The sequence below is a fragment of the Hamadaea sp. genome, assembly GCF_013362815.1.
Taxonomy (GTDB): domain Bacteria; phylum Actinomycetota; class Actinomycetes; order Mycobacteriales; family Micromonosporaceae; genus Hamadaea.
The window spans coordinates 124,113-150,267 of sequence record NZ_JABFVK010000009.1 but is presented as its reverse complement, the minus strand read 5'-3'; the positions used below and the strand labels follow the sequence as shown (position 1 = coordinate 150,267).

Sequence of the window (26,155 nt, the reverse complement as noted above, 5' to 3'; positions counted from 1 at the left end):
GTGGACCGGTACTACGAGTACAGGCACGTCGTCGGCTTCGAGGAGACCAACCTCGTGGGCAACGTGTATTACGTGAACTACCTGCGCTGGCAGGGCCGCTGCCGGGAGATGTTCCTCAAGGAGCAGGCCCCGGCCGTCCTGGCCGACCTGCAGGACGACCTGAAGCTGTTCACGCTCAAGGTCGACTGCGAGTTCTTCGCCGAGATCACCGCGTTCGACGACCTGTCGATCCGCATGCACCTGCTCGAACTCGCCCAGACGCAGGTCCACTTCGGATTCGACTACGTCCGGCTGGGGGCCGACGGTTCGGAGACGCTGGTCGCCCGGGGCTCGCAGCGGGTGGCCTGCATGCGGGGACCGAACACCCGCACGGTGCCGTCGCGCGTCCCCGAGGCGCTCGTCCAGGCACTGGAACCGTATCTGCTGGCGTCGGCGCGGGGTTGACGGCGGTGAGCGTACACGCGGGAGCGGCCGAACTGGCCGACACGAAATCGCTCCGGCGGGCCTTCGGGACGTTCGCCACCGGCGTCACGGTCGTGACTGTCGGTGGCGACATCCCCCACGGGATGACCGCCAACTCGTTCACCAGCGTCTCACTCGACCCGCCGCTGGTCCTGGTCTGCGTCGACCGGGGCGCGGTGATGCACAGCGTCCTGTGCGACGCGGGCCGATTCGGGGTGTCGGTGCTGACCGAACGGCAGGCCGGGCTGGCGCGGTACTTCGCCGACAACGATCGGCCGCTGGGCGCCGAGCAGTTCGACGCGGTCGGCTGGCGGCCCGGCCCGATCACCGGCGCGCCCCTGCTCACGGATGCGTTGTGCCACTTCGAATGCGAGGTGCAGCGGGCGTACGCGGGCGGCGATCACACGATCTTCCTCGGCCGGCTGGTCTCGCTCAGTAGGTCCGAAGTGGACGAAGATGCCCTGCTGTTCCTGCGCGGGCGCTTCCGGCAGCTCGAACCGGCCCGGAACGAGGTCGCGCCATGACGACGCGGGTGCATCCGCCCACCTCACCGTGGCACCTCGCGATGCGGATGCTGGTCGTGATGACCCAGGACCGGATCGGCATGATGTCCTCGGCCGCTGCCGAGTACGGCGACGCGTCCCGGCTGCGCGTGGGACACAAGACGCTCTACTTCTTCAACCATCCCGACTACGCCAAGCACGTGCTGGCCGACAACGCCGCGAACTATCACAAGGGCATCGGGCTGGTCCATGCCCGGCGGGCGCTCGGCGACGGGCTGCTCACCAGTGAGGGCGAGCTTTGGCGTAAGCAGCGCAAGGTGATCCAGCCCGCGTTCCAGAGCCGCCGGATCGCCGCCCAGGCCGGGGTCATCGCCGTGCAGGCCCAGCAACTCGTCGACCGGCTCAAGGCGTACCAGGGCAGGGGGCCGGTCGACGTCGTCCGCGAGATGACCGGTCTCACCCTCGGCGTCCTCGGGCAGACCCTCCTCGACGCGGATCTGGGGGCGTACGGGGACATCGGGTCGCACTTCAGCGCCGTTCAGGACCAGGCCATGTTCGAGCTGGAGACGCTCAGCATGGTGCCGACCTGGGTCCCGCTGCCCCGTCAGCGGCGCTTCCGGCGGGCGCGCGGTGCGCTGGAGGAGATCGTCCGCCGGCTGGTCGCGGCCCGCGGCGACACCGACCGCGACGACGTCCTGTCCCGCCTCATCATCTCGACCCGCGCCGAGCCCGACCCCCGGGTCGGTCGCGAACGCCTGCGCGACGAGCTGGTCACCTTGCTGCTCGCCGGGCACGAGACCACCGCGAGCACGCTCAGCTGGGCGCTCCATCTGATCGACGAGAATCCACTTGTACGCGAAAAGCTGCACACGGAGGCGGTGGAGGTCCTCGGCGACCGCCTGCCCGACTTCGACGACCTGGGCCGGCTGCGTTACACGGCGACGGTCGTGGACGAGGTCATGCGCCTGTTCCCGCCGGTGTGGCTGTTGCCGCGCAAGGCGCTGGCCGACGACGTCGTGGGCGGCTACCACGTCCCGGCCGGGGCCGACGTGGTGATCAGCCCGTTCACGATGCACCGCCATCCGGCGTTCTGGACCGACCCGGAGCGGTTCGACCCCGAACGGTTCGATCCGCTGACCCCCACCGATCGGCCCCGGTACGCGTACATCCCGTTCGGCGCGGGGCCCCGGTTCTGCGTCGGCAACCATCTCGGGCTGATGGAGGCCACCATCGTGCTCGCCATGCTGGCCCGGGACCTGCGGCTGGAGAAGGCGTCCGGTTACGAGGTGGTGCCCGAGCCCATGCTGTCACTGCGCATCCGGGGCGGACTGCCGATGACCGTTCATAAACCTCGTTGAGTCACGGAAGTGGCCCGGGCTGTCTCCGGCCCGGGCCACAGCTCGTTCAGCGACCGGTCACGCCTCGATGATGCCGGCCTGGACCGTCACCCAGCCCGAGCAGACCGAGCCACCGTCGGAGTAGTCGATGACGCACACCCGCATGATCAGCTTGCTCGTCTCGTAGTAGTTCTTGTTGCACACGCCCCAGTCGCCGTAGCCCAGGGAGTTGATGCACTTGCCCTGCCGGTACAGGTCGCCGTTGGCGGTCAGGTAGTTGCGCCAGTCCGCCACGGCCGACATGCCGTCGGAGGCGGTGTCCTGCACCCACCACTTGTCGCCGTCGTACTCGTAACAGGCCTTGGCGCCGGCGATCGACCAGCAATAGATGACGTCGTCCACGGTTGCGGCGACGGCGTGGTCGTTCTCCGGCGTCGGAGCCGCACTCGCGGGCGTGGGCGCGACCACGAGGGTCACGAGTCCCACCAGCAACGCGGCGGCGGCGTACGCGATTCGTCGATACATTCAGCCTCCCCAGCCGGTTCTATTCGGTGATCTGCTTGTACTGACAGCCGCTGCCGGTCGTGTCGCCGGAGCCGTCCACGAGGCATACCCACATGTCGTAGCCACCGGCCGCAGCCTTGACGTCGTAGGTGAAGCTCTTGCAGCTGCCCGAACCCGAGCCGTTGTACAGCGTCGCCACCCGGTCGCCGGCGTAGTAGAGCGAGCCGCGTACGCCGTGGCCGTCCGCGTACAGGTCGCACACAGTGAACTTGTCACCGTCGTCGTGGAAGCTCATCGACGCGACGTTCGTGAAGCTGTTCGTGATGTAGATGGTGATGTCCGGCGTGGCGGCCTGGGCGGTGCCCGGCATCAGGAGGGCCGAGGCGAGAGCGGCGGCGGCGGCGAGCAGGCCGCCCTTGCGGGATAACCTCAACGAGTCGCTCCAATCTGGACGGAAAAGCGATCTTGCGAGGCATCTTGCCGTCAAGATCGGCAACCGTCAACCCAGGGCGACCTCCAGCGCTGCCGTTTCTTCCAGGGCTGCTGTTTCTTCCAGGGCTGCGGTACGCACGTCCAGCAACGCCAGCAGGACCGGCGGATCGAGTCGGCGGGCCGGTTGCAACAGCGCGTCGCAGCCCTCGATCGCGGCTCCGGGGCGTACGGCGATGGGGCCGCACGTGGCGACCTCGGTCTGATCGTCGTTGCGGGTCGCCTCGGCGCCCTTGGGCACGGAGTGCATCAGCAGGTACCACATCCCCGGGGGCACCCGCTCGATCAGGAACGGTCCCGGCTCCCGCAGCACAGCGCAGGCGACCGGGCTGCCCTCGGGTATCCGGTCGCGGAACAACCCGGCGAAGATCAGCCGGCGGCGGGGGCTCGGCCGCGAATGCCGGATGATGCCGCTGACCATGGCGTGCGGCGCGCCCGTGGCGTACCCGGGAGTCCCGGTGCGGATCTCGGCGGTGACCCCGCGCTGTCGCCGATACGTCGTCGGCGACAGCCCGACGCTGCGGGTGAACCGCGAGCTGAAGGTGCCGACGCTGGTGTAGCCCACCCGCAGACTGATGTCCGAGACGTTGTAGGACGTCGAGATCAGCAGCCGCTTGGCCTGTTCCAGGCGCAGGGCGGAGAGGAACCGGCCGGGGGAGACCCCGGTGACCCGCTGGAACATCCGCGAGAAGTGGAACTTGCTGAACATCGCCGTGCGGGCCATGTCGTCGACCGTGAGTTGCTCGTCGAGGTTCTCGCGCATGAGCGTGATGACCCGCTCGACTGCTTGCTCGGCGGTGGTGTCCGCCATGTTGCCTCCCCCTGGGCCGTCGCTTCACTGCCCCCGCTGGTCGGTGATGCTAGGGAGGGGGTATCGGCCGATCAATCGTGTCGACGACCGTCACTGTCCAGAGGGGACAATTGTGGATCACCGCTGAGCTGCGCCGATGCCGGCGCCTCGCCCGCGTAAGCGACCCGGAATGAGCAACAAAATGGAGAGAGGCGGGTGGTGATCGCCACTATCCATTCGCGTCCGATCGATCCCGGAATTCCCGCGATCGTCGTCCTGTTCCCGACACTTACTTGCGTACTGTGGACGGTCTCGCTACGGGCGCAGAATCATTATTCTGCGCGGCGGGAACTCCTTGCCGGAAAAAGATCACACATGCAACCATGTGGCATGGCTCAACGGACAGCGGCGTGGCAGTGAGTATGAAGATCTCCCATCTCAGCCGGCGCAGCGGGGTTCCGGTTCCGACGATCAAGTTCTATCTGCGGGAGCAGTTGCTGCCGCCGGGCGTGCCGACCGCCCGAAATCAGGCCGAGTACGACGAGAGCCATCTGCATCGGCTGCGGTTGATCCGGCTGCTGGCCGGCGTCGGCATGATGAGCCTCGCGTCGGTCCGTGAGGTGCTGGCGGCGATCGACAGCCGATGCCTGTCGCCGCACCATCTGGCCCAGATCGTGAGCCGGGCGCTGCTGCCCGAACAGCCCGCCCCGCCGACCGGGGCCGAGGCCGAGGACCTGGCCGCCGAACAGGTCGACCGGATCATCACCGACGCCGGCTGGTGCATCCGCGGCGAGGCTCCCGAGCGCGAAAGCCTCGTCCGCGTCGTCGCGGCGCTGGAGGCGCTGGGCGTGCCGATCCGCTCCGGCTGGTTCCAGCCCTATGTGGAGGCCGCCGGTCGGCTCGCCGTCCGGGAGATCGATCAGCAGCTGTCCGGGGACAACGGGCCCACCGTCGTCGCCCGGGTCGTCCTCTTCGAAGTCGCGTTCGCGATCATTCGGCGGATGGCGTACACGCATCATCTCGGAATGCGTACCGCAATGGACACTCCGGAACGCTGAGATAACGCGGCGAAGCATTTTTCGAGAAGACACGCGAATGGCGTACGCGGGACCATTGCGGAGTCCATGGCGTCGGCTGTGGAATCCGCTATGACGCCGGCTGCGGCAGCGTGTCTTTCGAGAGGACGATCCCCGTGACCTCCACCCTCATCCGTCTGTCCGAAGCGCCCCAGCCCAGTTCGCTGTTCGTCAACGGCGCCTTCCCCCGTCGCCGCTGGCTGATCGCCTTGATCGGGCTTGTCGGGGGCTTCCTGCTCACCTGGTTGTGGAACGCCGAACTCGTGGACCGGACGATCGGGTTCTCGGTCGCCGACTCGGTGCTCGGCCACGACGCGCACAACACCCCGATCGGGAGCATCGGCAGTGGCATCCTCTTCGCTCTCGTGACCGGAGTCGCGGGGTCGTTCACCGCGTGCAACGTCGCCGCGTTCGGAGCGGTCGGGCCGATGCTCGGTGCTTCACACACGCGCCGCGAACGGGTCGTCGCCGTGCTCCGGCCGCTCGGCTGGCTCACCGTCGGTGTGGTGACCGTGTCAGCGCTCTACGGCGTAGTGGTGGGCCTGGTCGGGACCAGGATGCCGCAGTTCTCGACCGCGTCGTCGGTACCCGGTCACCTGTCCGCGCGGTCGATCCAGTCGATGATCGCGTTCGGCTTGATCGGCCTCGTGATGATCATCCTCGGCCTGGCCGCGCTCGGCATCATCCCCGACCCGTTGGCGGCCATCTCCCGGCGTATGCCGAACGCGCCCCTCGTGCTCATGGGCGCGCTCATCGGCGGCTTCCTCATCGGCCGTCCGTACCCGCTGTTCCGCGACATGTTCCGGCATGCCGCGTCGACCCACAACCCGTTCTACGGCGCGGCGGCGTTCGTCCTGCAGTCGCTCGGCAACATCCTCGTGATGGCGGTGATCTTCCTGGTGATCGCCTTGATCTCCGGCGGCCGCCTGCAACGCTGGCTCGCCGCCAAGCCGTCCCGGGCGGCGGTGCTGACCGCGCTGGCCTTTCTCATCGCGGGTGTGTTCACCGTCCTCTACTGGGACGTCCGTCTGCTCAGCCGGATCGGGCTGATCTGGTTCCCGGCCTCACCCTGGACCTAGCCCTCACGGCGCGCTGAGTACAGGACCCGGCTTGACTTGAGTACCTTCTCTCTTCAAGCCGGGACGCGCTGTAGCTAGCGTCCGTCCTATGAACCCGAACTCCGGTAACCGCCCTGTCTACCAGGCATTGGGTAGCCTGGCCGTCGCGCTCGGCACGCTTCTGGCGTGGTACGCCTGGCTCGGCTGGGACACCCGATACCAGGTGGATCCCGTCACGGGTCAGCAGACGGGGCCCTACGAGACCTGGCAAGTGGCCGGCTGCGTCGTGACGCTGGTGGCGCTGCTTGTCTGCGCATTGCTATCGAATGTGCGGCCGCTCGCCGCCTCGGCCGCGCTGACGCTCATTTTCGCTGCGGCGTGGACCGTACAGGCTGCCGCAGCCGACGACACCGGGCTGTATGCGGTGGGCGCCGTGCTCCTTGTAGGAGGGCTCGCCGCCGGATGTCTCCTGGTGTCGGCCGTGACGTTGAAGCTCCGCAAGCGTGGTCAGTCGCCCCGCAACTCCAGCACGATCTCGGCGGACCCGGGCAGGTCATGATCGATCCAAGACAGGTACGCCAACGCCGCTTGGTCCACTCGCGACTTGTCCGGGCACAGCAGAGTGAACAGCCAGATGTGCGCCGACCGATGGCGCTCCGACAACGCCGCCCAGTCGACGGCACACGCCTCCACCAACGCATTCACGCTGTACGTCAAGGCGAGCGCCTCGTCGCCGCCGAAGTACACCTGCACCCATTGCTCGAAGTTCGCCTGCACAAGGCTGAGATCCTCGGCCGTGGCCTGTCCTTTCAGGGCACGATCGACGATGGCGAATTGGGACTCCGGCATCCGGTCATTCTGGCGGTCGGCCGACGGGCCGGGCAATGTCGGAGTTGCGACTGACTCTCGCGTTGGCCGCCGTCCGTCCCCACGCGACTGTCCTCACGAGTCTCCCCGCGGCTCCCCGCGTAAGTCGGGCATTCCGTGGAAGTTCTCCGAGACGGATGCCGTCTGACCGAACCCGACCGACTTGCCGCCGCGTGGAATCCTTGCGGCAGGCCGTCCTTCGGCAAGGATGGATGTCTATGACTGAGACGGCAGACGTTTGGGGCGACGCCGGGCGGTTCCACCTCCCGGACGAGCGCTGGGACTGCGCGGCCTGCGAGATGGCTTGGCCATGCCGTACCACCAGAGACGAGCTCAGCGGTGACACCGGGATGCGGCGGGCCCTGGTCGAGCAGGCCATGCGCGGCTACCTGCAGGACGCGCTCGTCGCCCGCCCGGACCTGCCCGCCCGGGAGCTGGCCGACCGCCACCTCGGCTGGATCGCCGATCACGAAAGCGCCGCCGGGAGCACACCGCACACCCCGTAGGCTGTCGTGCCGTGGGAGACCTCGTCAGCACCGTCGTCGTGGCCGCCGGCCTGTTCGCCGGCACCAACGTCGACGACCTCGTCGTGCTGACCGTCCTGTACCTGGCCGCCAACGCCGGCCGGCAAGAAGCCAACGCCGGCGGGGCAAGACCGTGGCAGATCTGGATCGGCCAGTACCTCGGCGTCGGCGCGCTCGTCGGGATCTCCGCGCTGGCGGCGCTCGGTCTCACCGTCGTGCCGGATGACTGGGTACGCCTGGCCGGCCTGGTGCCGTTGGCGTTGGGCGTACGCGGTCTCGGGCAAGCGATCCGGTCGGGTGATGAGCAAACGCCGACGGTAGCCACCGGGCTGGCCGGGATCGTCGGGGTGACAGTGGCCAACGGCGCGGACAACATCTCCGTCTACACGCCCGCCTTCCGTACGCTCGGCCTCCCGGACAGCCTGGTCACGGTGGCGGTGTTCGCCGTCGGCGTCGCAGTGTGGTGCGTGGCCGCGCGGTGGCTGGGATCGCACCGGAAGATCGTCGGGCTTGTCGACCGCTGGGGTCATTGGATCGTGCCCGTGGTCTTCATCGCGATCGGGCTGCTGATCCTGCTGTAGGTCAGCGGGAGCCGGACCGCAACAGTGCTGCGGCCTCACCCGTACGCTGCATGCGCTGCCACCGCAGCCGGTTGCCGAGCAACGCGGTCACGGTGGACTGGACCACCACGAGATACATGAGCTGGCGGTACACGATCTGCTGGAACGCGATGCTCCACAGTGGCCCGTAACGCTCCCGGTCCAGGCGCAAGGCGTACCAGGCGGTGAAGATCTGGATGGCGAGCAAGCCGCACCAGGCCACCAGCATCTGGACCCACGGCAGGAAGATGAACCCGTAGACCGCGAAGATGTCGACGGCCGGGGCCGCGAGCGGCAGCGCGATCTGGAAGACGAGCAGATAGGGCAGGCCGCGGCGGCCGAGCCGCCCACCGCCGCCGCGTTCGGAGAGTGAGCGGCGGTGCTTCCACATCGCCTGCATCGTGCCGTAGCACCAGCGGTATCGCTGCCGCCAGAGCTGACGCAGGGACGACGGCGCCTCGGTCCACGCGATGGCGTGCTCGGCGTAGATGACCTTCCACCCGGCGCGCAGCACCGCCATGGTGAGGTCGGTGTCCTCCGCCAGCGTGTCGGGGGAGACGATCCCCGCGCTGGTTGCGACGTCGCGGAGCACCTCGCGGCGGAACGCGCCGATCGCGCCGGGGATGGTCGGCATGCAGCCGGCCAGGTCGAACAGGCGGCGGTCGAGGTTGAAGCCGATGACGTACTCGAGGTGCTGCCAGCGGCCGAGCAGGCCCTTGCGGTTGGCGACCTTGGTGTTGCCCGCGATCGCGCCGACGGCCGGGTCGGTGAAGCCCTGCACCAGGTTGTAGACGGTGTCGGGCTGGAACACGGTGTCGCCGTCGACGAGGATCAGCAGGTTGGCGCGCGAAGCCTTGATCCCGGTCGTGAGGGCGGCCGGCTTGCCCGCGTTCGCCTGTCGGATCACGCGTACGCCGCGCAGCCGCAGTCCCTCGACGATGTCGGCGGTCCGGTCGGTGGACCCGTCGTCGACCACGATGACCTCGAAATACGGATAGTCGCTGGCCATGAGCGACCGCACCGTGGCGGCGATGTTGGCTTCCTCGTTGTACGCCGGAACGATGATCGACACCGGGTCGAGGATCTCGAACGGCCGTTCCCGCCAACGGCGCTTCGCCACGCGTACGTGGCGCTGGGCGGCGATGACCTGCACGAGCAGCCGGATCACGGCCAGCACCAGCGCGACCGCCATGAGCACGCCCATCGCCTGGGTCGCGAAGCCGCTCGCCGTCTGCGCCGTACGCAGCACGTCCCCCCGGATCTGGACGGCGTTGGGGGCGGCCGTCGCGGCGGGGAGCCCGAGCGCCTCCGACACGGTGGTGAACTTGTAGCCCTTCGCCTGAAGAGCCGGAATGAACTTGCCGAGCGCCGCGACGGTCTGGCTCCGGTCGCCGCCGCTGTCGTGCATGAGCACGATCGCCCCGGCGTTCGCCTTCGGCTGCACGGACTTGACGATCGCGTCGACGCCCGGCCGCCGCCAGTCCTCCGTGTCGAGGTCGTTCAGGACGATCAGCGCGTCCGACGGCAGGACGTCCAGCTCGTACTGGTGCATTGCGTCCGCGGTCGACGAGAACGGCGGCCGGAACAGGGTCACCTCGCGCCCGGTCGCGCCTGCGATCGCGTTACGCGTCATTCCCAGTTCCAGCTCACGCCGCCATTCGGGGACGCGGGCGATCTCCACGTGGGTGAAGGTGTGCGAGCCCACCTCGTTGCCTTGGGCGGTGATGCGGCGTACCAGGTCGGGGTATTCGTTGACGCGCGAGCCGATCGGGAAGAACGTCCCGTGCGCCCCGTATTTCGCCAGGACGTCGAGCACCTTCGGGGTCCACTCCGGGTCCGGCCCGTCGTCGAAGGTGAGCGCGATCGTCTTCGCGGGCATCCGTCGCGATTCCACCTGACCGTTGGTGGCGCGCAACACGGGTCCGCCGGTCAGCACCTGCTCCGGTGCCGCTGCCGCGCCGGCGATCGGCCGGGGCAGTTCGGCTCCGCCGGCGATGCCGTGTGCGTACCCGTTGAAGGAGAGGGCCGCGAGCAACAGCAGCAACGCGAGCAGGAGCAGGATCCAGTGCGCCCGGGCCTCCCGGGCGGGCGCGCGCCGGCTGCCGCTCATGGCTTGCGGGTGTTGCTCGGCTTCGCCGTGGGCCGGTGCGTGTTGACCCGGCCGGGCGGCGTCGTGGTCTTGGCCGTCGCGGCCGGCGTCACGCTGCTGGTCGGGGCCGTCCGCGTGGTCTCGGCCGAGCTCGGGCTCGGTGCCTTGCTCGGCTCAACGACCGCCGACGGCTTGGGCTCCGCGGCTCCGTCATGGCCCGGCCACCCGGGAAGTTGCGCTGGTCCGCCGCCGATCAGGCTCGCACCAAGACCGATCAGACCCAGCAGAAGGAGTACGCCGAAAGCACCGCCCAGGATGGTGATCAAGCGTCGGCGACGCCCCGACCGGTCGACGAAGACGGGCCGGGTGCTGGGGTCGGCGTGCTCCCGGACGGGTGGGCCGGACGGGCGCAGACTGTGCGAACGCATCGGCAGCGAGGTTACCCACCGCTATCAGTGCTGGTCGAGTCGAGTTATCCCCGTCACCAAACGTGACATGACATCGGCTGTTCGGTTGATTACGTGGTCGGGGCCCGGCTCGGCGCGTCTGCCGGGCCGGGCCCCCTCGCTTCTCGGCGGCTCGTACTGTCAGAGGATGGTCACACCGTAGGCGTTGGCCGCCTCGCGTACCGGCTGGAAGAACGTCGTGCCGCCGGTGGAGCAGTTGCCGCTGCCGCCGGAGGTCAGCCCGAGGGCCTTGCTGCCGTCGTAGAGCGGGCCGCCGGAGTCGCCGCCCTCGGCGCACACGGTGGTCTGGATCAGGCCGCTGACCCTGCCACCGGGGTGGCCGGAGTAGCGGACAGAGACGTTGAGCGCCGTGACGGTGCCCGAGTGGACGCCGGTGGTGGAGCCGTCACGGGTGACCTTCTCACCCACGTACGCGTCCGCGAGCGAATAGCCGCCGGAGTGCGAGAGCGACGTGTTGTCGTAACGGACCAGCGCGTAGTCGTCACCGGGGAAGCTGTAGCCGACGTTGCCGCCGATCAGCGTGGTGTGCGACGAGTTGGTGTACCACGTGCTGGCCAGCGAGGCGCAGTGCCCGGCGGTCAGGAAGTAGTACGTGCTGCCGCTGACGACGTTGAAGCCGAGCGAGCAGCGGTAGCTGCCGCCGTAGATGGCGTCGCCGGCCGCCAGCAGAGGGCTGAAGACACCCTCCGTACGCTGGATCTTGAGCGCTCCGGCGCGGACACCGGCAGCATTCTTGAGCGTCGCCAGTTCGGCGGCGTCGACCGACTTGTCGGCGGTCACGACGACCCGGCCGGACGCGGAGTCGACATACCAGGAGATGCCGTCGACACCGGAGGCGTCGACCGCGGCGGACGCCGCCGCCAGCTGGGCGTCGCTGTAATGCGGCGCGGCCGCGGCGGCCGCTGGGATCGCGACCACGCCGAGCGCGATGGCACCGGCGATCGCGACCAGTCGTCGAGCGGCCTGGTCGAGCTGGATTCTCATGATTCCTCCCCACGAGGCGTTCGGATCTGTAGATCCGCTTCGGCCAGTATTTAGATTGGTCGATCACTACTCAAGGGGTCACTGTTCGTCCGAAAGGCCGGTTCTATGCAGGCTGGGGGACAGCTTCGTCGTGACACTCCTGTCACGGTGCGTCACGTCACGGTGTGGGTTACTTACGGCGCGGTTTTGTACGGCGCGGGTTCCGTCACTGCGTGCTCGAGGCTGCGGGCTCAGATCGCAGCCGCGACGATGTCGCTCAATCGGTCGCCCTCGGCATCCCGCCAGCGCAACGCCTCGGCCAGCACCCGGAGACGGTCGGTCACCTCGACCCGGCTCGACAGGCCACGCCGCCAGCGATCGGCGCGCCAAAGCGTGGACGCGACCGCCCGCAGGAGGAGCAGATCGGGCAGCGCCGCCAGTTCGATCGGCGTGAGCCGACCACCCCACGAACCACCGCGAGCGAGAGCGGCGGCCCGTCGCGGCCAGTCCGGCCCGGTGACCGCGCCGGACAGCGCCAACGCGACGGTCACCTCGATCACCCGAATCCAGTGACCGGTCAGCTCGAAGTCCAGTACGCCCGTCACGGCGCCGGTGCCGGGATCGACGAGCACGTTCGACGCGGCCAGGTCGGCGTGCACCACCTGGGTCGGCAACCGTCCCGCCATCCGTTCCCACGCGGCGACCGCCCGCTCGGCGCCCGTCCGAAGAACCCGGCCCTCGTCGTCGGCGAGCTCTCGGACCAGCGCACTGAGGTCGGGCAGATCCTCGAGCGGCCCGCCGCCCCAGTCGTACGGCGTGTCCGGCCGCGGAACGGCGGCCAGCGCATCACTCAAGCGGGCCGCCGCCCAGCCGAACTGCTCAAGTGCGGCTTCCTTCCCGAGATCAGGCCGTACGCCTGCGATGCGCGTACACAGGGAAGCTGGCCCATCCGGTGTCTCGGCGACGGTTGAACCGTCCGGCAACGCGAGCGGCTTCGGCACTGCGAAAGGCAGACCCGACTGACTCAGCCGAGCGAGCAACCGATGTTCCGCCTCCACTTGCGCCGTCGACGAAGTCTTGCTGATCCGCAGGTACCAGCAGTGGTCTGCCGAGGTCACTCGGAAAGTGCGATTGTTCGTACCGTGGTCGGTCGGTGTGGCGGTCGCGTCCGCTGGGATGCCCCAGCGGTTCAGGAGTTTCCGCGCCGGCTCGTCCATGCGGCGATCCTGCCCGCGCGCTCCGACGCGTGTACACCGATTTACTCGGCTCCACTCGGCGCGCTCGCCGCACCTGCTGCAAGATCAAGTACCCGTGGTCAGCGCTGAAGCGGCGAATTCAGAGATCAAGTACCAACCATCAGCGCCGAAGCGGCCCTTGAGCGCTGGCTGCGGGTACTTGATCTCCGGTTGGCTGCTGAAATCGCTGGCCAGGGGCACTCGATCTTTGATGTCCCGGCGACGCCCAAGCAGCGAAGGCCGCCCCGGGGCGGAATTGACCCGCAGCGGCCTGACCTGGGATTCTGACCTTCGTGAGCCCGATCCGCTTCGAAGCCCCCCTCGAAACCATCGCCACCTCGGTCATCGTGCGGATGCCTGGGGAGGCGAGCCGCAGGTTGCCCTCGCGCGGCCAGGTCGCCGTCACGGGATCCGTGAACGGTCACGCCTTCGACTCGGTGGTCGAGCCGGATGGAATGAAAGGCCACTGGATCCGGGTCGGCGAGGAACTGCGGAAGGCGACCGGTGCCGCACCCGGCGATGTCGTCGACGTCTGCCTCGAGCCGGTCAAGGACTGGCCGGAACCGGAGCTCCCCGCCGATTTCGCCGACGCCCTGGAGGCCGCGCCCGCCCGGATCCAGGAGGTCTGGGCGGACATCACGCCGATGGCGCGCTGGGAATGGGTGCGCTGGGTCAACGCGACGGCGAATCCGTCCACCCGACAGCGGCGGGTCGAGGTGAGCCTGTCGAAGATGGATCACGGCAAGCGGCGGCCGTGCTGCTTCGACCTCGCCTCGTGCACCGATCCGACGGTGTCTCGCAGCGGCAAGCTCCGCGACGAAGGGGCAGCGTGAGGCCTGCCCGGCGGGGCGTACCCGGCCTGCGGCTCTAGGATGGCAGTCCACGCCCGCCAAGATCCAGGTGCAGGAGCGATGACGCCGAGCCCTTCCGTGACCCCGCTGTTCAGCATTCTGGGCGCGGTCGAGATCCGGCAGCTGGACGGGACCGGTGTCGCGATCAGCGGCGCCAAACGCCAGGCGATTCTTGCATTGTTGCTGCTGGAGGCGGATCGGACGGTCAGCACCGACCGGCTGATCGAGGGTCTGTACGCCGACGGCCCGCTGGCCGACGCGGCCAACGCCCTGCACGGGCAGGTGTCCCGGCTGCGCCGGCTGGTCCGGGGAACCGGAGCCGTCATCGAGTCGGGTCCGGCCGGATACCGCCTCGACGCCGACCCCGAGTCGGTCGACGCGCACCTGTTCAGCCGGCTCGCCGCGGATGGCCGTCGCCTCCTGACTGCCGATCCGGCGGCCGCCGAGGAGCTGCTGTCTCGGGCCTTGGAGCTGTGGCGGGGGCGCGCTGTGCCCGATCTGCCCGATATCGCGTTCCTGCACCCCCACGTGACCCGGCTCGTCCAGCTGCGATTGGCCGCGATCGAGGACCACGCCGAGGCGGCGCTCGCTCGGGACGATCACGTCGCCGTTGTCGCAGAGCTGTCCGAGCTCCTCCGTGAGCATCCCCTCCGCGAACGCGCGTGTGCGCTGCTGATGCGGGCGCTCTACCGTTCCGGCCGGCAGGCCGAGGCGCTCGAGCTGTATGAGCGGACGCGCCGGTTGCTGGCTTCGGACCTGGGCGCCGACCCGTCGGCTGAGCTCGCCGCCGCCCACCTGGCCATCCTGCGGGATCGCCCGTCGCCCGGGCCGCGGCGACCGCCCGCGCAGCTGACGAGTTTCATCGGGCGCGAAGAGGACCTCGCCCAGCTCGTCGAGCTGCTCGGTCGCGAACGGCTCATCACCGTCATCGGGCCCGGAGGCACCGGCAAGACCCGGCTCGCGATCGAGGCCGCCGCCACACTGCCCGGCGAAGTCGCATTCATCGAGCTCGCGCGCCTGAGCGACGCACGGCTGCTGGGCCAGACCATCAGCGCGGCGCTGGGCTTGAACGAGCCGGGGCTGCTGTCGACCGCCGGCCCGCCGGCCGCCGAGGCACATCTGGTGGCAGCGCTCGCCGACCGGCCGCTCTTGATCATCCTGGACAACTGCGAGCACATCGTCGACGACACCGCCCGGCTCGCGTACCGGTTGCTGGCCGCGTGTCCCCAGCTGCGAATCCTCGCCACCAGCCGCGAGTCGCTGGGCGTCACTGGGGAGACGCTCTTCCCGCTGCGCCGGCTCGGTGTCGCCGCCGCAGACTCGTCACTGTCCGAGCAGATCGACAGCCCGGCGGTACGCCTCTTCGCTGACCGGGCGCGGACGGTCCGTCGGGACTTCCGGGTCGACGAGACCGAGATCGACCATGTGGTACGCATCTGTGCTGAGCTGGACGGTCTGCCGTTGGCCATCGAACTCGCGGCGGCGAGGCTACGTTCGCTTACCCCGGCCGAGATCGCCGCCGGGCTGTCCGATCGCTTCCGCCTGTTGTCGAGAGGCAGCCGGGCGGCCGAACCACGGCATCAGTCGTTGCGGGCGGTGGCCGAGTGGAGCTGGGAGCTGCTCGATCCCGCCGAGCGTACGCTCGCTCGGCGGCTCACCGCGTTCGCCGGGGGCGCGACCGTCGCGTCGGCCACCGCCGTCTGCGGTCTGCCGGCGGCCGACGTGCCCGACCTGCTGGCGGGGCTCGTCGAGAAGTCCTTCGTGGACTATTCCGGTGGCCGCTACCGGATGCTCCAGACGATTCGTGCGTTCTGCGCCGAGCGGCTCGCCGAGGCCGGCGAGGAGTCCCGCGTACGCCGTGCGCACGCGGAGTACTTCGCGCAGCTCACCGTCACCGCAGACGCGTACCTGCGGGGCTCGGAGCAACTGGCCTGGCTGGACCGGCTGACCGCCGAGAACGACGACCTGCGGACGGCGCTGCGCTGGACGGCAGCCGACGATCCGGGACAGGCGCTGCGGATGGCCGCCGCCATGTCGTGGTACTGGTACCAAGGCGGACTGCGCCACGAGGGTGCGGTGTTGTGTGCCGAGCTGTTGACCCGGATCGGCGACACCCCACCCGACGACCTCGCCGAGGAGTACGCGTTGTGCGCCTCCAACGCGATGGCGACGCCGAGCGCGGATCTCGCGGCGTCCCGGCGTCTGGCGTACGCGACGCGAATGATCGCCGACCGGCCGCCGCGCTGGCCCGCCACGGCGGTGCTGTGCCGGGACATCGACCGTCCACCCGCGACGGACGACTGGTCGCAGGCCACCGCCGAGCTCTTCCGCGGCGACCGCCACATCGTCCGGGGCGAAACCGAACTGGCCGAGGCCGCCCTGGTCCGAGCGCTCGACGGGTTCCGCGCGGTCGGCGAGCGTTGGGGCGCCACGAATGCGCTCGACTCACTGGCCGAGTTGGCGGCGTGGCGCGGGAACTGGCCCGCGACGCTGTCACTGATGAGCAGCGCCATCGACACCGTGGCGCAGACTCCGACCGCGACCGCCACGCTGACCGACCTGCTGTGCCGGCGGGCCAAGGTGCATACCCTCACCGGAGATCTCGACGCCGCGCGAGCCGACCTGGCGCGAGCCGCCCAGACCGCCGCCCGGGCCGGCCACCGCGACGTTCCGGAACTGCACCAGGGCCTGGGAGATGTGGCTCGATCGCAGGGTGACCTGGCCGAAGCGGCGGCGCAGTACGCGACGGCGCTCGCCACGGCCAGCCCGGACGCGGACTCGCGGTTCCTGCGGTTGAAGGCCCTCCGCGGTCTCGGCTGGATCGCGGTCGCCGCGGGGCAGGCCGACGAGGCGGTCGGGCACTACCGCGCTCTCCTCGATGAAGCGCTGGAACACCACAACTATCTGCTCGCCGCCGACGCCGTCAACGGCCTGGCCGCCGTCGCCCAGCTCAACGGCGACGGCGTACGCGCGGCGCTCCTTCTCGGTGCGGGCCGAGCGGTGCACCCCGGGCGTCGCACCGAGGACCAGGACACCCGGCGGGTCTTGAGCGCTACTCAGCAGCAGATCGGCCCGGAGGCCTTTGCCGAGGCGCTCGCGGCTGGGCAGGCGATGAGCCGCGAAGAGGCGCTGCAAGCCGCGCGTGCCGCGACGACCTGACCGGACCACCGCCTAATCAGCTTGGCTTGTTGGCGCCAGATCAGGGATGTCGGTCGAATCTTGCGCGAAATACGACCCATAACCCTGATCTGGTGCCTGTTCAGCGCGGACGACCGGCCGCCGGCGATAATCCCGGCTTATCGCTGCGTTCCGATCTTCGCCGTTGATCGCCTGTTCAGAGCCGCCGACGATGAATGTGACCGCCGAATCGTGCGGCATGCCCCATCGAGTCTGACTCTCGAATCCATCTCGAAAGGCGATCTCATGAGCAAGGTTTGGTTCGTCACCGGTTCGTCCCGTGGCCTCGGCCGCAAGTTCGTCGAGGCGGCGTTGTCGCGGGGCGATCGGGTGGCGGCGACCGCCCGGACCACGGACGGCTTCGCTGATCTGGTCGCCGCTTACGGTGACGCGATTCTGCCGTTGCCGATGGACGTGACCGACCGCCCGGCCGTCTTCGAGGCCGTCCGGCGTACGCACGAACGGTTCGGGCGGCTCGACGTCGTCGTGAACAACGCCGGGTACGCCCAGATCGGCGCGGTCGAGGAGCTGACGGAACAGGACCTCCGCGACCAGTTGGAGACCAACCTGTTCGGCGCAGTCTGGGTCGTGCAAGCCGCCCTGCCGTACTTGCGCGAGCAAGGCTCCGGCCACATCGTCCAGCTGTCCTCGGCGGCCGGGCTCATCGCCTCACCGCTCGGCGGTGCGTACGGGGCGTCGAAATGGGCGCTGGAGGCAGTCAACGAGAGCCTCGCTCAGGAGGTCGCCGGATTCGGGATCAAGGTCACGATCATCGAGCCCGCCGGGTTCGCCACCCGAGACGGAAAGAACCCCGATCCGCTCAACAACGGTCACATGTCGGCGGCGAAGGACGCGTACCTTCCGCTACGTCAGCGGATCAGCGCCATGGTTGACAAGCAGCCGTCCGGCGACCCCGCTGCGGCAGCCGCGACGCTTCTCAAGATCGTCGACTCCGACAACCCGCCGTTGCGTGTCCTGTTCGGACAGGGCTTCTACCCGATGATCCAGCAGGCGTACGCGGACCGGCTGCAGAACTGGGCGGACACGCAGGACCTGTCGATCCAGGCGCAGGGCAACCAGAACTCGATCGCTTAGCACGTGCCACCACGTCCGGGCGCGGTGTCGGCCGGCTGGTACACCGACAACTGCCGCCTGCCTGGCAGCAGCCGTCGTCGCGACCGCTGGGCGACACCGCGTCTATGCCTCGACGAGCTGCTCCAGGGTGCCGGACAGCAGTCCACGGGTTCGCTCAAGCTCGGCGATGGACCGGTCGAGCTCGCGAATCTGACCACGCAGCCGCTCGCGCGCGGTCGGGCACGCCGTCAGCGCTCCATCGGGGGCGAAGCAGGGCAGCAGCTGGGAGACGGCTTGCAGGCCGAGCCCGATTTCCAGAAGGAGCCGGATCCGGCGAACCTCCTCGACGGCAAGTTCGTCGAAGTCGCGGTACCCGTTGGCCAGCCGCCGCGAGGACAACAGCCCGAGCCGGTCGTAGTGCCGCAGCGCCCGGGTGCTGACGCCGCTGCGCCGGGCCAACTGATTGATCAGCATCATCCACCTTGACCTTGACACGGGTGTCAAACCTTACCGTTCAGCCATGCCGATCGACCAGCTGACGAAACTGCGCGACGACCTGCGAAGTCCCCAAGATCCCCGACAGCGGTTGATGGCGTTGTCGACCCTCGTGAACACCGTCGGCATGGGTCTGTTCCTGTCCGCGGGCACGATTTTCCTCATCCGCTCGGCTGGACTGAGCCCGGCCACCGCCGGGGTCGGCCTCACCGCCGGCTCGCTGATCGGTTTTGGCGCTGGAGTGTTCATCGGTGATCAGGCCGACCGCCGGGGATCCCGCGAAGTCGTCATCGCGTCCATGTTCGTCGAGGCGGCAGCCAGCCTCGGTCTGCTGCTCGTGCGCGATCTGTGGACGTTGATCCTGGTTGCGGCGGTCGCCGCGATCGGCCGAGCCGGTTCGGGCAGTGCGCGCGGGGCGATGATCGGTGTGCTGGCCGAGCCGGGCAAGGGCGCGGCGCTGCGAACCTACCTGCGCGCAGTCACCAACGCCGGACTAGCGGTCGGGATGCTCGGCGCGGCCGCCGTCCTTACCATCGACACCCGCCCGGCGTACACGGCGATGGTCCTCACCGACACTGCGACGTTCCTGGTTGCTGCGGCTGTGCTCGCCCGGCTGCCGCATTTGGCGCCTACTCGGACGGCGGCGGCCGCCGTCCAGCGTCGATGGCTCGTGCTTCGTGATCGGCACTATCTCGGCCTGACCGCCGCGTCGTCGGTAGCGAGCCTGCAGTATTGGGTCCTCGTTCAGGCGCTTCCGGTGTGGATCGTGCTCCGGACGGCCGCGCCACGCTCGATGGCGGCGCTCGTGCTGGTCGTCGCGGCAGTCACCGTTGCGGTGACGCAGGTCCCCGCGACCCGTTCCATCGACGGCCCCCGGACCGCGGCCCGGCTGCTCGCGCGATCGGGACCGCTGTTCCTCGCCTCCTGGATCCTCATGGCCATGGCGTCCGGTCCGCCCGTCTGGGCGACGGTCGCGTTACTGCTGATCGCGGTGCTGGTGCACTCGCTGGCCGAGGTCTGGCAGGCGGCCGGAACCTTCGAACTCTCCTTCGCGCTCGCCCGGCCCGAGGCCCAAGGCCAGTATCAGGGCATGATCGGGCTCGGCCACGGCTTCGTCGAGGCGGTCGCGCCGGCGGTCGTCATCACCCTGTGTGTGGACGTCGGCAAGCCCGGGTGGGTCGTCCTCGCGCTCATCGTCACGTTGGCGGGCTTCCTGTGCGCCTACATCGAACGTAGTTGGACTGCACAGACACCCAAGGCGTGATCGTCCGTCACACCGCGCCGGTGTGACGGACGCGGCCCGGTTCGTCAAGAATGCCGTGGCGGCTCGGCATCAGCCGTCCCCGGGGCTCGGATTCGAGCCCCGGGGGACCGCCCGTCAGGCGGCGTCGAGCGCTGCGGTGATCTTGCGGGTCATGTCGGCCAGGACTGGGCTGGGCTGCCGGTCGCCGAGCGCCGATTCGACGGCGATCAGCACGATGCCCCGGTAGTTGTCGGCTTCGGCCGGAGCCTGCGCCTTGAGCAGGCTCATCGACGCGGTGAGCGCCGGCAGGACCTTGTCGGCCAGCTCGGCGACCGACTTGCCGCTGAGATCCATGCCGCCGCGCTTCTCGGCGAGCACGTGCCCGACCGGGCCGGTGGCCGAGGCGAGGGCGAGCGAACCGTTGGTCGCGATCTTGTGGGCGGAACCGCCGACCGCGCCGGCCGCCGCGAGCAGCGACACCGCGCCGTACGCGCCGGAACGCAGGGTCAGCTTGTCCTGAGCGGAGAGGGTGATGGACATGTCGTGCTCCTTCATTGTCGTGCCGGCTTCGTTCTCGATGCGTCTACGATCGGCCGCCGTCCTGTCACGGGCCCGTCGTCGGGCTGTCACGCCGCCCGACACGGCGTGCCATCGTGGGCTGAAGCCCGGCGAACAGGTTGCCGACGCGCCATCGCTTGGCGTTTCAAAGAAGCCGGTCGAGTTGCTGATCAGGCGGCGATCGCGCCGACGACCCAGGTGACGGCGATGATCAGCGCGGCGGCGAGTTCGATCAGCATGGACAGGCCGACGGCTTTGACGGCGTGCCAGGTGGCGGTCCAGGCGGGTTTGAAGTCGCGTTGGCGGGTCCATTCGGCGAGCAGGATGCCGAGGACGAAGCCGAGTGGCAGGCCGACGACGGGGACGACGAAGAAGCCGACGATCCCGAGCAGGCCGCCCGCGATGATGGACCAGTTCGGCACGCCGCTCTGCTTGAGGCGGCGGCCGGGCCAGGCGTACTTGGCGGCGGTGCCGGCCAGGGCGACGAAGGTGGCGATGAACAGCACGAGCCAGCGTCCCCAACCCGCGTCGGAGAACAACGCCCAGACCAGGACTGCGGCCCAGCTCAGGATCAGGCCGGGGATGATGGGAACCACGACTCCGACGGTTCCGATCAGGATCGCCAAGGCGCAGACGAAGGTCAGCGTGCTCTGCGTATCGGTCAGGTCCACGGTTTCCAGGTTCGCATGTCCGCGCCAACCCGGCGCGATGAGTTCTCGGGCGCTACGTCGTCTTAACGATATGAGGCAACTGATGAAGGTCAACGGCGTCGAGCTGTGCGTGGAGACTTTCGGGGACCCGGCAGGGCCGCCGGTGCTGTTGGTCGGCGTCACCATGCTGAGCTGGCCCGGCGAGCTGTGCGAGGCGCTGGCCGGGCGATACGTGGTGCGCTACGACCTGCGCGACACCGGCCAGTCGACGTACGCCGATCCGGACGCGCCCGCGTACGACCTGCGTGATCTGGTCACCGATGCGTCGGAGCTGCTGAAGGCGCTCGGCTTGGGGCGTACGCACATCGCCGGGATAGGCGTGGGCGGTTTCATCGCGCAGCTGCTCGCACTCGACCACCCCGATCAGGTCGCCTCGCTGACGTTGGTCTCGACCCGTCCGGTCGCCCCGGGGCCGGTCGATCCGGATCTGCCCGATCACGACCCCGAGGTGATGGGCCGGCTCTTCGGACGACCGGCACCGGATTGGACGGACCGCAGCAACGTCGTCGACTACATGATCGGTTCGGCCCGGCTGCTGTCCGGTTCGGCGGGATTCACCGAACAGGACGCACGTGCGACTGCTGAGGCGGTCTTCGATCGGGCGGGGCGTACCGGGGCGGCGCAGCGGGCGAGCCACCTCGGCACCACGTTCGCGGCGATCGACTGCCGGCCGCGGTGGCGCGAACGGCTCGGCGACATCACCGCGCCGACGCTGGTGATCCACGGGGAGGAGGATCCGTTCTTCCCGCTCGGAAACGGCGTCGCGTTGGCCGCCGAGATCCTCGGAGCCACCCTGCTCACGCTGCCGGGAATCGGGCCGGGCGTACCGCGCGTGACGTGGCCCGTCGTCGTGGCTGCGCTGCTGCGCCACACCTCCTGACAGCTCATGCTGCCGTCGACGCGCCGCAGAACCAGGCGTCGACGGCTTCGCGCAACGTGGGCGGCTCCAGGTCTTCGCCGTGGGAGGCAGCCCAGGCGACGACTCCGTCCGGACGCAACAGGACGGCCGCCAGATTCTCGCCGGACAGCACGTTCGCCGTGACGGCCTTGACGCGTACGCCGAGATCGAGGTGGTCGGCGTCCGGATGCACCAGGAGCGGTCGACCGTCGGTGGTGAAGTGCTCCAACGGCATGCCGTCGACGGTCAGCGGTGGGCAGGAGGTTCCGGCGATCGGGTGCGCGGCAGCGCCAGGCAAGGCATACCGATGACTGATTCCGGAAAGCAGGCGCGCGATGAGCCGGTTCACCTCGGGCAGATCCATGAGGTCGCTCATGACGTCCCGCAGGGCGTCGACATGTGGCCCGGGTGCGAGCAGGGCTGACTGTGCGCGGGTGTTGTGCAGCACCGCCGCACCGACTGGGTGCCGTTCGGTCGTGTAGCTGGCGAGGAGGTTCTGAGGTGCGGTGCCGCGAACGGTGGCTGCGAGTTTCCAGCCGAGGTTCATCGCGTCCAGGAGACCGAGGTTGAGGCCCTGGCCGCCGTTGGGGGAGTGGACGTGGGCGGCGTCGCCCGCCAGCAGCGTCCGGCCGAGTTGGTAGGTGTCGGCCTGACGGGCTTGGTCGGTGAAGCGGAGGCCACCATGGAATTCCGCGATGCCGACGTCCGCTCCGGCGACACGGCGGACGCTTTCGCGGATCTCGTCGGCGGACAGCGGCGACGATCGGTCGTACGCGGTGTCGCCGAAGTCGAAGGTGGCGATCATGCCGTCGTCGTGGAACAGGGTGCCTCCCGGCAGCCGTCCGGGCGGCGGCAGCTGGTCGCGGCCGGAGACCGCGGCGTGGGCGTACCGGATGGTCATGGTCGGCGCGGTGCCGGGGAAGCCGAAGCCGGCGAGTCTGCGCACGGTGCTGTGGCCGCCGTCGCAGCCCACCACGTATCCGGCGGTGATCCGGCGGTGGCCGGTGGGCGTGTCGAGGTCGAGGGTGACCGAGTCGCCGTCGTCGTGCCAGCCGGTGACCGCGAAGCCGTAATGAACCTCGACGCCGAGGCTGGACAGATGGTGACGGAGCAGCTTCTCCAGCGCCGGTTGGCCGATCAGCGCGCCGCGCCGGCCGGGATCGGCCGCGTCCAGATCGATCTTGTGGATCCAGGCGAAGTGCGTCTTCGTGGTGCCGTGGTCCTGGGCGAGAGCGGCGAGGCCCTGCTCATGCTCGCGGTCGAGGTCCGCGCCGAGACCCCGGCGGCGCAGCGCCTCGGCGGCCAGCACCCCGATGCCCCGGGCCTTGGGCTGCTCGCCCGGTGCGGGCAGGCGCTCCAGCACGATCGGGCGTACGCCGGCGAGGCAGAGTTCGGCGGCGAGCAGTAGCCCGACCGGGCCGGCTCCGACGATCACGATGTCGGTGTCCATGGCCGTTCCTCCCAACTAAGACGAGACCGTCGCGTCTCGTCTTCACCATAACGAGACGAGATGGTCTCGTCTAGAGTCGGGTATCGTGATCGCCGTGACAGGTATGCCGTCCGCGCAGAAGCGCCAAGCGATCCTCGACGCCGCCATCGAGGCGTTCCTGCGCTCGGGCTTCAGCGCGAGCGTGGACGACATCGCGGCCGCGGCGGGCGTAGGCAAGCAGACGGTCTACCGCCACTTCGGCGACAAGCAGGCCCTGTTCATCGCGGCCTTGGCTGCCGCGCGCGACGACGGCGTCCCGGCGTCGGCCCGTCCGGTGGCGGAAACCGGCGATCCGCTTGGCGATCTCACTCGCATGGGCGAGCGCATCCTCGCCTCGGCGTTGTCGCCGACCCTGGCCGCCTTGCACCGCCTGACCATCGCCGAGGTGGTCAACCATCCGGAACTCGGCCGCCATTGGGGCGACAGCGCCGCCCCGCACCTCGACGACGAGCTCACGGCGTACTTTCGGCGGTGCGGCGAATCAGGTGCTCTTCAGGTGCCCGATCCGGCCCGGGCCGCTCGGCAGTTCGCGTACCTGCTGATCACGGAGGGCCGGGTCGCCAGCGGTTATGGAACACGACCGCTGACGGCCCGGCAACGCCATGCCATCGCCGAGGACACCGCCGACCTCATCGTCCGCGCTCATCGCCCGGCTTGAGAGCCACAGCGGTCAGCGGGGCAGTCGCTCCGGGATCGCCATGCAGGAGGGAAGCGTACGCACGACGGCCGGCACGACGATGGTGGTCATCCCGTCGGAATCCTTGCGCATGGCGTACCCGAACGAGAGGGTGTCCGCCGCCGGCATCTTCTCCGGCTGGATCGTGATGATCACGGTGTTGTCGGCAACCTTGAAGGACACGGGATAACGTTCCAGAACCTCGGGCGTGGCCGTGGTGAGGAACGGGAACGCCGGATCCATGTCGAGTTTCTCGCCGCACTTGGCGGCGGAGACCATCCGCATCACGACGGTACGCGCTCCAGCCCGGGCCAGCTCGGCGTTGAGCTTGGCGGTGTCCTTCAGCCGTTCGGCGCGGAACGAGACGGCCACCGACCCGTCGGCTCGTCTGTCCACGGTGTACGCGGCGGCCGGCGTGGCGAGGAAGAACGTCGCGGTTCCGGCGGCCACGGCGGCGGCAGCGAGCCCGGCGACCAGCCGGCGGCGGCTGCGTTTCGGAGCCGGTTCGGCCGGACTGTCGAGGACCCGGTCGAGCAGGGCGAGCGCCTCTGGGCCGCGTGGATCGGGGTCGGTGAGCGTACGGGTGGGATCGGCGGCGCGCAGCCGCTCCAGGGGATCGGTCATGAGGTGGTGCTCCCTCCGGGAACGATGGTCGGTCGGGTGCGCCGGATCGCTGTCGTGTCCTGCTCCTCGGCCGCCAGCAGCCGCTGGGCGAAGCGCTTGCGCGCCCGGTGCAGGCGCACCTTCAGCGCGGTACGCGTACAGCGCAGGACGAGAGCCGCCTCGGCCACGTCCAGCCCCTCCCACTCGACGAGCCGCAGGACTTCGGCGTCGGCCGGGGACAGCTGGGCGAGCACCGCGCGTACGCGAAGTCGCTCGTCGACCTGTCCCGCATGGTCGGCCACCTCGGCGTCACTGCCGGAAGCCGCCTTGGCGGCGAGCCTTTCCCGGCGCGTACGCCCCCGTAGTTCGTTGGCGACGACCTGCCGCGCCGTCGAGTAGAGCCAGGCTCGGGCGTGATCGGGCGGCAGTTCGGCGAACCGGCGCCAGGCGATGAGGAACGTCTGGGCGACGATGTCGCCGGCCGCGTCGGCGCCTACCCGACGGGTCGCGAAACGCGTCAACTCCGCATAGTGGGCGTCGAAGAGTCCTTCGAACCGCCGTCGAGCGGCCGCGTCGTTGAGTTCCATACCTGGAGATGTCCGCCTGGGGCGCTGGGGTTACCGGGTGGGCGAGCATATCTGCCGGGCGACACGCCCACATGCCGCACGAAGTGCCGGTTCAGGTGCGCCTGGTCGAAGAAGCCGGCCTCGATCGCCACCTCAGCCGGACGTCGGCCGGCCAGCAGCAAGGCCCGGGCCGTCGCGATCCGCCGTCCCATCAGGTATGCGTGCGGCGGCAGGCCGAACGCGCGCGTGAAACTGCGTACAAGATGGGTCGGATGCGCGAACAGCGACTCCGACGTTTCCTGGAGAGTGACCCCGGCCTTGACCCGGCTGTCGAGCAGATCCCGCAGCTCCGCCGCGAGCCGGGGCGGCGCGGAGCCGGTCGGCTCGGGAACGCCGAGATGGCCGCGCAGGCGCTCCGCGACGAACGCGAGACGGCTCTCGGCCTCGAGCGTCTCCGGCCCGGCCAGGACGCTGTGCAGCTGGTCCAGCCGAGTGCGCAGCAACGGATCGCGGAACTCCGGTCGGCCCGCGGACGTGCCGATCAGCGCGTCGCCGAGCACCGCGCGGTCGAGGTAGACGACGCGCTTGCGGAAACCTCCATCGGTCGCGGACTGACCGTCGTGCGGAACATCCGGCGGCAACAGCGTCACCGTCGTGCCGACCGCGCCATGCTCGCTGCGGTCCAGGTCGTAGCGGATCGCGCCGTCGTCCACGATCAGCAGCGTCCAGGTCTCGTGCGTGTGCATCGGGTACGCGTGCCGGTCGAACCGGGCATGGAAGACCTCCGCGACGCCCGGCACCGCTGGGCGCCAGGCGGAGACGGCTTGCATGCCAAGAACGTACAAGAATTGC

30 protein-coding genes are annotated in these 26,155 nt (G+C 69.4%); 14 read left to right on the top strand and 16 right to left on the bottom strand.

What is annotated here, in order from left to right; all coding sequences use genetic code 11:
• The 3 genes from HOV77_RS04320 to HOV77_RS04310 are packed head-to-tail and all read left to right on the top strand — an operon-like array spanning nucleotide 1 to nucleotide 2,323.
• Entirely contained in the window at nucleotides 1-444 is a 444-nt protein-coding gene (locus HOV77_RS04320; protein WP_290857824.1) for an acyl-CoA thioesterase, read from the top strand.
• 5 nt (nucleotides 445-449) lie between these two features.
• Nucleotides 450-986 carry a flavin reductase family protein gene (locus tag HOV77_RS04315; protein ID WP_290857823.1) on the top strand — a complete coding sequence of 179 codons (537 nt, stop codon included), beginning with the start codon at nucleotides 450-452 and terminating at the stop codon, nucleotides 984-986.
• Nucleotides 983-2,323, top strand: coding sequence for a cytochrome P450 (locus HOV77_RS04310; protein ID WP_290857822.1), 1,341 nt, complete (start codon nucleotides 983-985; stop codon nucleotides 2,321-2,323). The genes HOV77_RS04315 and HOV77_RS04310 overlap by 4 nt, the downstream gene beginning before the upstream one ends.
• A 57-nt stretch (nucleotides 2,324-2,380) precedes the next feature.
• Here HOV77_RS04310 and HOV77_RS04305 read toward each other — a convergent pair whose 3' ends face one another.
• From HOV77_RS04305 to HOV77_RS04295, 3 genes are all read right to left on the bottom strand, one after another.
• Entirely contained in the window at nucleotides 2,381-2,827 is a 447-nt protein-coding gene (locus HOV77_RS04305) for a hypothetical protein (RefSeq protein ID WP_290857821.1), read from the bottom strand.
• Between the two features lie 19 nt (nucleotides 2,828-2,846).
• A complete protein-coding gene (locus HOV77_RS04300) occupies nucleotides 2,847-3,239 on the bottom strand; it encodes a hypothetical protein (protein WP_290857820.1) in 393 nt (130 codons plus the stop codon).
• Between the two features lie 66 nt (nucleotides 3,240-3,305).
• A complete protein-coding gene (locus tag HOV77_RS04295) occupies nucleotides 3,306-4,106 on the bottom strand; it encodes an AraC family transcriptional regulator (RefSeq protein ID WP_290857819.1) in 801 nt (266 codons plus the stop codon).
• A 401-nt stretch (nucleotides 4,107-4,507) separates the two neighbouring features.
• Here HOV77_RS04295 and HOV77_RS04290 point away from each other — a divergent pair, with 401 nt between their 5' ends.
• The 3 genes from HOV77_RS04290 to HOV77_RS04280 all read left to right on the top strand — a co-directional run bounded on the left by HOV77_RS04290 (nucleotide 4,508) and on the right by HOV77_RS04280 (nucleotide 6,778).
• On the top strand, nucleotides 4,508-5,143 hold the full coding sequence (locus HOV77_RS04290) for a MerR family transcriptional regulator (RefSeq protein ID WP_290857818.1): 636 nt from the start codon (nucleotides 4,508-4,510) through the stop codon (nucleotides 5,141-5,143).
• A 134-nt stretch (nucleotides 5,144-5,277) separates the two neighbouring features.
• Nucleotides 5,278-6,240 (top strand): hypothetical protein, encoded by a 963-nt coding sequence (locus HOV77_RS04285; protein ID WP_290857817.1) that lies wholly within the window; start codon nucleotides 5,278-5,280, stop codon nucleotides 6,238-6,240.
• Between the two features lie 88 nt (nucleotides 6,241-6,328).
• A complete protein-coding gene (locus HOV77_RS04280; RefSeq protein ID WP_290857816.1) occupies nucleotides 6,329-6,778 on the top strand; it encodes a hypothetical protein in 450 nt (149 codons plus the stop codon).
• Here the strand turns inward: HOV77_RS04280 and HOV77_RS04275 are convergent.
• Nucleotides 6,727-7,068 carry a hypothetical protein gene (locus HOV77_RS04275; protein WP_290857815.1) on the bottom strand — a complete coding sequence of 114 codons (342 nt, stop codon included), beginning with the start codon at nucleotides 7,066-7,068 and terminating at the stop codon, nucleotides 6,727-6,729. The two genes, HOV77_RS04280 and HOV77_RS04275, sit on opposite strands and share 52 nt — an antisense overlap.
• Nucleotides 7,069-7,304: 236 nt before the next feature.
• Here HOV77_RS04275 and HOV77_RS04270 point away from each other — a divergent pair, with 236 nt between their 5' ends.
• Nucleotides 7,305-7,592, top strand: coding sequence for a hypothetical protein (locus HOV77_RS04270; protein WP_290857814.1), 288 nt, complete (start codon nucleotides 7,305-7,307; stop codon nucleotides 7,590-7,592).
• Nucleotides 7,593-7,603: 11 nt separating this feature from the next.
• Complete coding sequence (locus HOV77_RS04265; RefSeq protein ID WP_290857813.1) at nucleotides 7,604-8,191, top strand: cadmium resistance transporter; 588 nt, start codon at nucleotides 7,604-7,606, stop codon at nucleotides 8,189-8,191.
• Nucleotide 8,192: 1 nt separating this feature from the next.
• Here the strand turns inward: HOV77_RS04265 and HOV77_RS04260 are convergent, their stop codons facing one another.
• From HOV77_RS04260 to HOV77_RS04245, 4 genes are all read right to left on the bottom strand, one after another.
• Nucleotides 8,193-10,319 (bottom strand): bifunctional polysaccharide deacetylase/glycosyltransferase family 2 protein, encoded by a 2,127-nt coding sequence (locus HOV77_RS04260; protein WP_290857812.1) that lies wholly within the window; start codon nucleotides 10,317-10,319, stop codon nucleotides 8,193-8,195.
• The gene (locus HOV77_RS04255; RefSeq protein ID WP_290857811.1) at nucleotides 10,316-10,726 is read right to left on the bottom strand and encodes a hypothetical protein; all 411 of its coding nucleotides are present in this window, start codon (nucleotides 10,724-10,726) and stop codon (nucleotides 10,316-10,318) included. Before HOV77_RS04255 ends, HOV77_RS04260 begins: the two co-directional genes overlap by 4 nt.
• Before the next feature lie 159 nt (nucleotides 10,727-10,885).
• Nucleotides 10,886-11,749, bottom strand: coding sequence for a S1 family peptidase (locus HOV77_RS04250; RefSeq protein WP_290857810.1), 864 nt, complete (start codon nucleotides 11,747-11,749; stop codon nucleotides 10,886-10,888).
• 230 nt (nucleotides 11,750-11,979) lie between these two features.
• Nucleotides 11,980-12,945, bottom strand: coding sequence for a phosphotransferase (locus tag HOV77_RS04245; protein ID WP_290857809.1), 966 nt, complete (start codon nucleotides 12,943-12,945; stop codon nucleotides 11,980-11,982).
• A gap of 311 nt (nucleotides 12,946-13,256) precedes the next feature.
• On the opposite strand from HOV77_RS04245, the gene HOV77_RS04240 reads away from it, so the two are divergent.
• Nucleotides 13,257-13,796, top strand: coding sequence for a YdeI/OmpD-associated family protein (locus HOV77_RS04240; protein ID WP_290857808.1), 540 nt, complete (start codon nucleotides 13,257-13,259; stop codon nucleotides 13,794-13,796).
• A gap of 78 nt (nucleotides 13,797-13,874) precedes the next feature.
• Entirely contained in the window at nucleotides 13,875-16,973 is a 3,099-nt protein-coding gene (locus HOV77_RS04235) for a BTAD domain-containing putative transcriptional regulator (RefSeq protein ID WP_290857807.1), read from the top strand.
• Between the two features lie 12 nt (nucleotides 16,974-16,985).
• On the opposite strand, the gene HOV77_RS04230 is transcribed toward HOV77_RS04235, so the two are convergent.
• On the bottom strand, nucleotides 16,986-17,192 hold the full coding sequence (locus HOV77_RS04230; protein WP_290857806.1) for a hypothetical protein: 207 nt from the start codon (nucleotides 17,190-17,192) through the stop codon (nucleotides 16,986-16,988).
• Nucleotides 17,193-17,237: 45 nt separating this feature from the next.
• On the opposite strand from HOV77_RS04230, the gene HOV77_RS04225 reads away from it, so the two are divergent.
• A complete protein-coding gene (locus HOV77_RS04225) occupies nucleotides 17,238-18,086 on the top strand; it encodes an SDR family NAD(P)-dependent oxidoreductase (protein ID WP_290857805.1) in 849 nt (282 codons plus the stop codon).
• A gap of 102 nt (nucleotides 18,087-18,188) precedes the next feature.
• On the opposite strand, the gene HOV77_RS04220 is transcribed toward HOV77_RS04225, so the two are convergent.
• Nucleotides 18,189-18,542: a MerR family transcriptional regulator gene (locus HOV77_RS04220; RefSeq protein WP_290857804.1), complete on the bottom strand. Its 354-nt coding sequence runs from the start codon at nucleotides 18,540-18,542 to the stop codon at nucleotides 18,189-18,191.
• A gap of 43 nt (nucleotides 18,543-18,585) precedes the next feature.
• Here HOV77_RS04220 and HOV77_RS04215 point away from each other — a divergent pair, with 43 nt between their 5' ends.
• The gene (locus HOV77_RS04215; protein WP_290857803.1) at nucleotides 18,586-19,824 is read left to right on the top strand and encodes an MFS transporter; all 1,239 of its coding nucleotides are present in this window, start codon (nucleotides 18,586-18,588) and stop codon (nucleotides 19,822-19,824) included.
• Between the two features lie 114 nt (nucleotides 19,825-19,938).
• Here the strand turns inward: HOV77_RS04215 and HOV77_RS04210 are convergent, their stop codons facing one another.
• Complete coding sequence (locus tag HOV77_RS04210; protein WP_290857802.1) at nucleotides 19,939-20,343, bottom strand: hypothetical protein; 405 nt, start codon at nucleotides 20,341-20,343, stop codon at nucleotides 19,939-19,941.
• A 188-nt stretch (nucleotides 20,344-20,531) separates the two neighbouring features.
• Nucleotides 20,532-21,032 (bottom strand): DUF456 domain-containing protein, encoded by a 501-nt coding sequence (locus HOV77_RS04205; protein ID WP_290857801.1) that lies wholly within the window; start codon nucleotides 21,030-21,032, stop codon nucleotides 20,532-20,534.
• A 70-nt stretch (nucleotides 21,033-21,102) separates the two neighbouring features.
• On the opposite strand from HOV77_RS04205, the gene HOV77_RS04200 reads away from it, so the two are divergent.
• Nucleotides 21,103-21,951: an alpha/beta hydrolase gene (locus HOV77_RS04200; protein WP_290857800.1), complete on the top strand. Its 849-nt coding sequence runs from the start codon at nucleotides 21,103-21,105 to the stop codon at nucleotides 21,949-21,951.
• A gap of 4 nt (nucleotides 21,952-21,955) precedes the next feature.
• On the opposite strand, the gene HOV77_RS04195 is transcribed toward HOV77_RS04200, so the two are convergent.
• Nucleotides 21,956-23,419, bottom strand: a complete 1,464-nt coding sequence (locus HOV77_RS04195) for an FAD-dependent monooxygenase (RefSeq protein WP_290857799.1) — start codon at nucleotides 23,417-23,419, stop codon at nucleotides 21,956-21,958.
• A gap of 85 nt (nucleotides 23,420-23,504) precedes the next feature.
• Here HOV77_RS04195 and HOV77_RS04190 point away from each other — a divergent pair, with 85 nt between their 5' ends.
• Nucleotides 23,505-24,116 carry a TetR/AcrR family transcriptional regulator gene (locus tag HOV77_RS04190; RefSeq protein WP_290857798.1) on the top strand — a complete coding sequence of 204 codons (612 nt, stop codon included), beginning with the start codon at nucleotides 23,505-23,507 and terminating at the stop codon, nucleotides 24,114-24,116.
• A 12-nt stretch (nucleotides 24,117-24,128) separates the two neighbouring features.
• Here HOV77_RS04190 and HOV77_RS04185 read toward each other — a convergent pair whose 3' ends face one another.
• From HOV77_RS04185 to HOV77_RS04175, 3 genes are read right to left on the bottom strand one after another with little or no spacing between them, the layout of a single operon-like run.
• Nucleotides 24,129-24,758, bottom strand: a complete 630-nt coding sequence (locus HOV77_RS04185) for a hypothetical protein (RefSeq protein WP_290857797.1) — start codon at nucleotides 24,756-24,758, stop codon at nucleotides 24,129-24,131.
• On the bottom strand, nucleotides 24,755-25,258 hold the full coding sequence (locus HOV77_RS04180) for a sigma-70 family RNA polymerase sigma factor (protein ID WP_290857796.1): 504 nt from the start codon (nucleotides 25,256-25,258) through the stop codon (nucleotides 24,755-24,757). The genes HOV77_RS04185 and HOV77_RS04180 overlap by 4 nt, the downstream gene beginning before the upstream one ends.
• A complete protein-coding gene (locus tag HOV77_RS04175; RefSeq protein ID WP_290857795.1) occupies nucleotides 25,255-26,133 on the bottom strand; it encodes an AraC family transcriptional regulator in 879 nt (292 codons plus the stop codon). The genes HOV77_RS04180 and HOV77_RS04175 overlap by 4 nt, the downstream gene beginning before the upstream one ends.
• Nucleotides 26,134-26,155 lie beyond the last annotated feature (22 nt).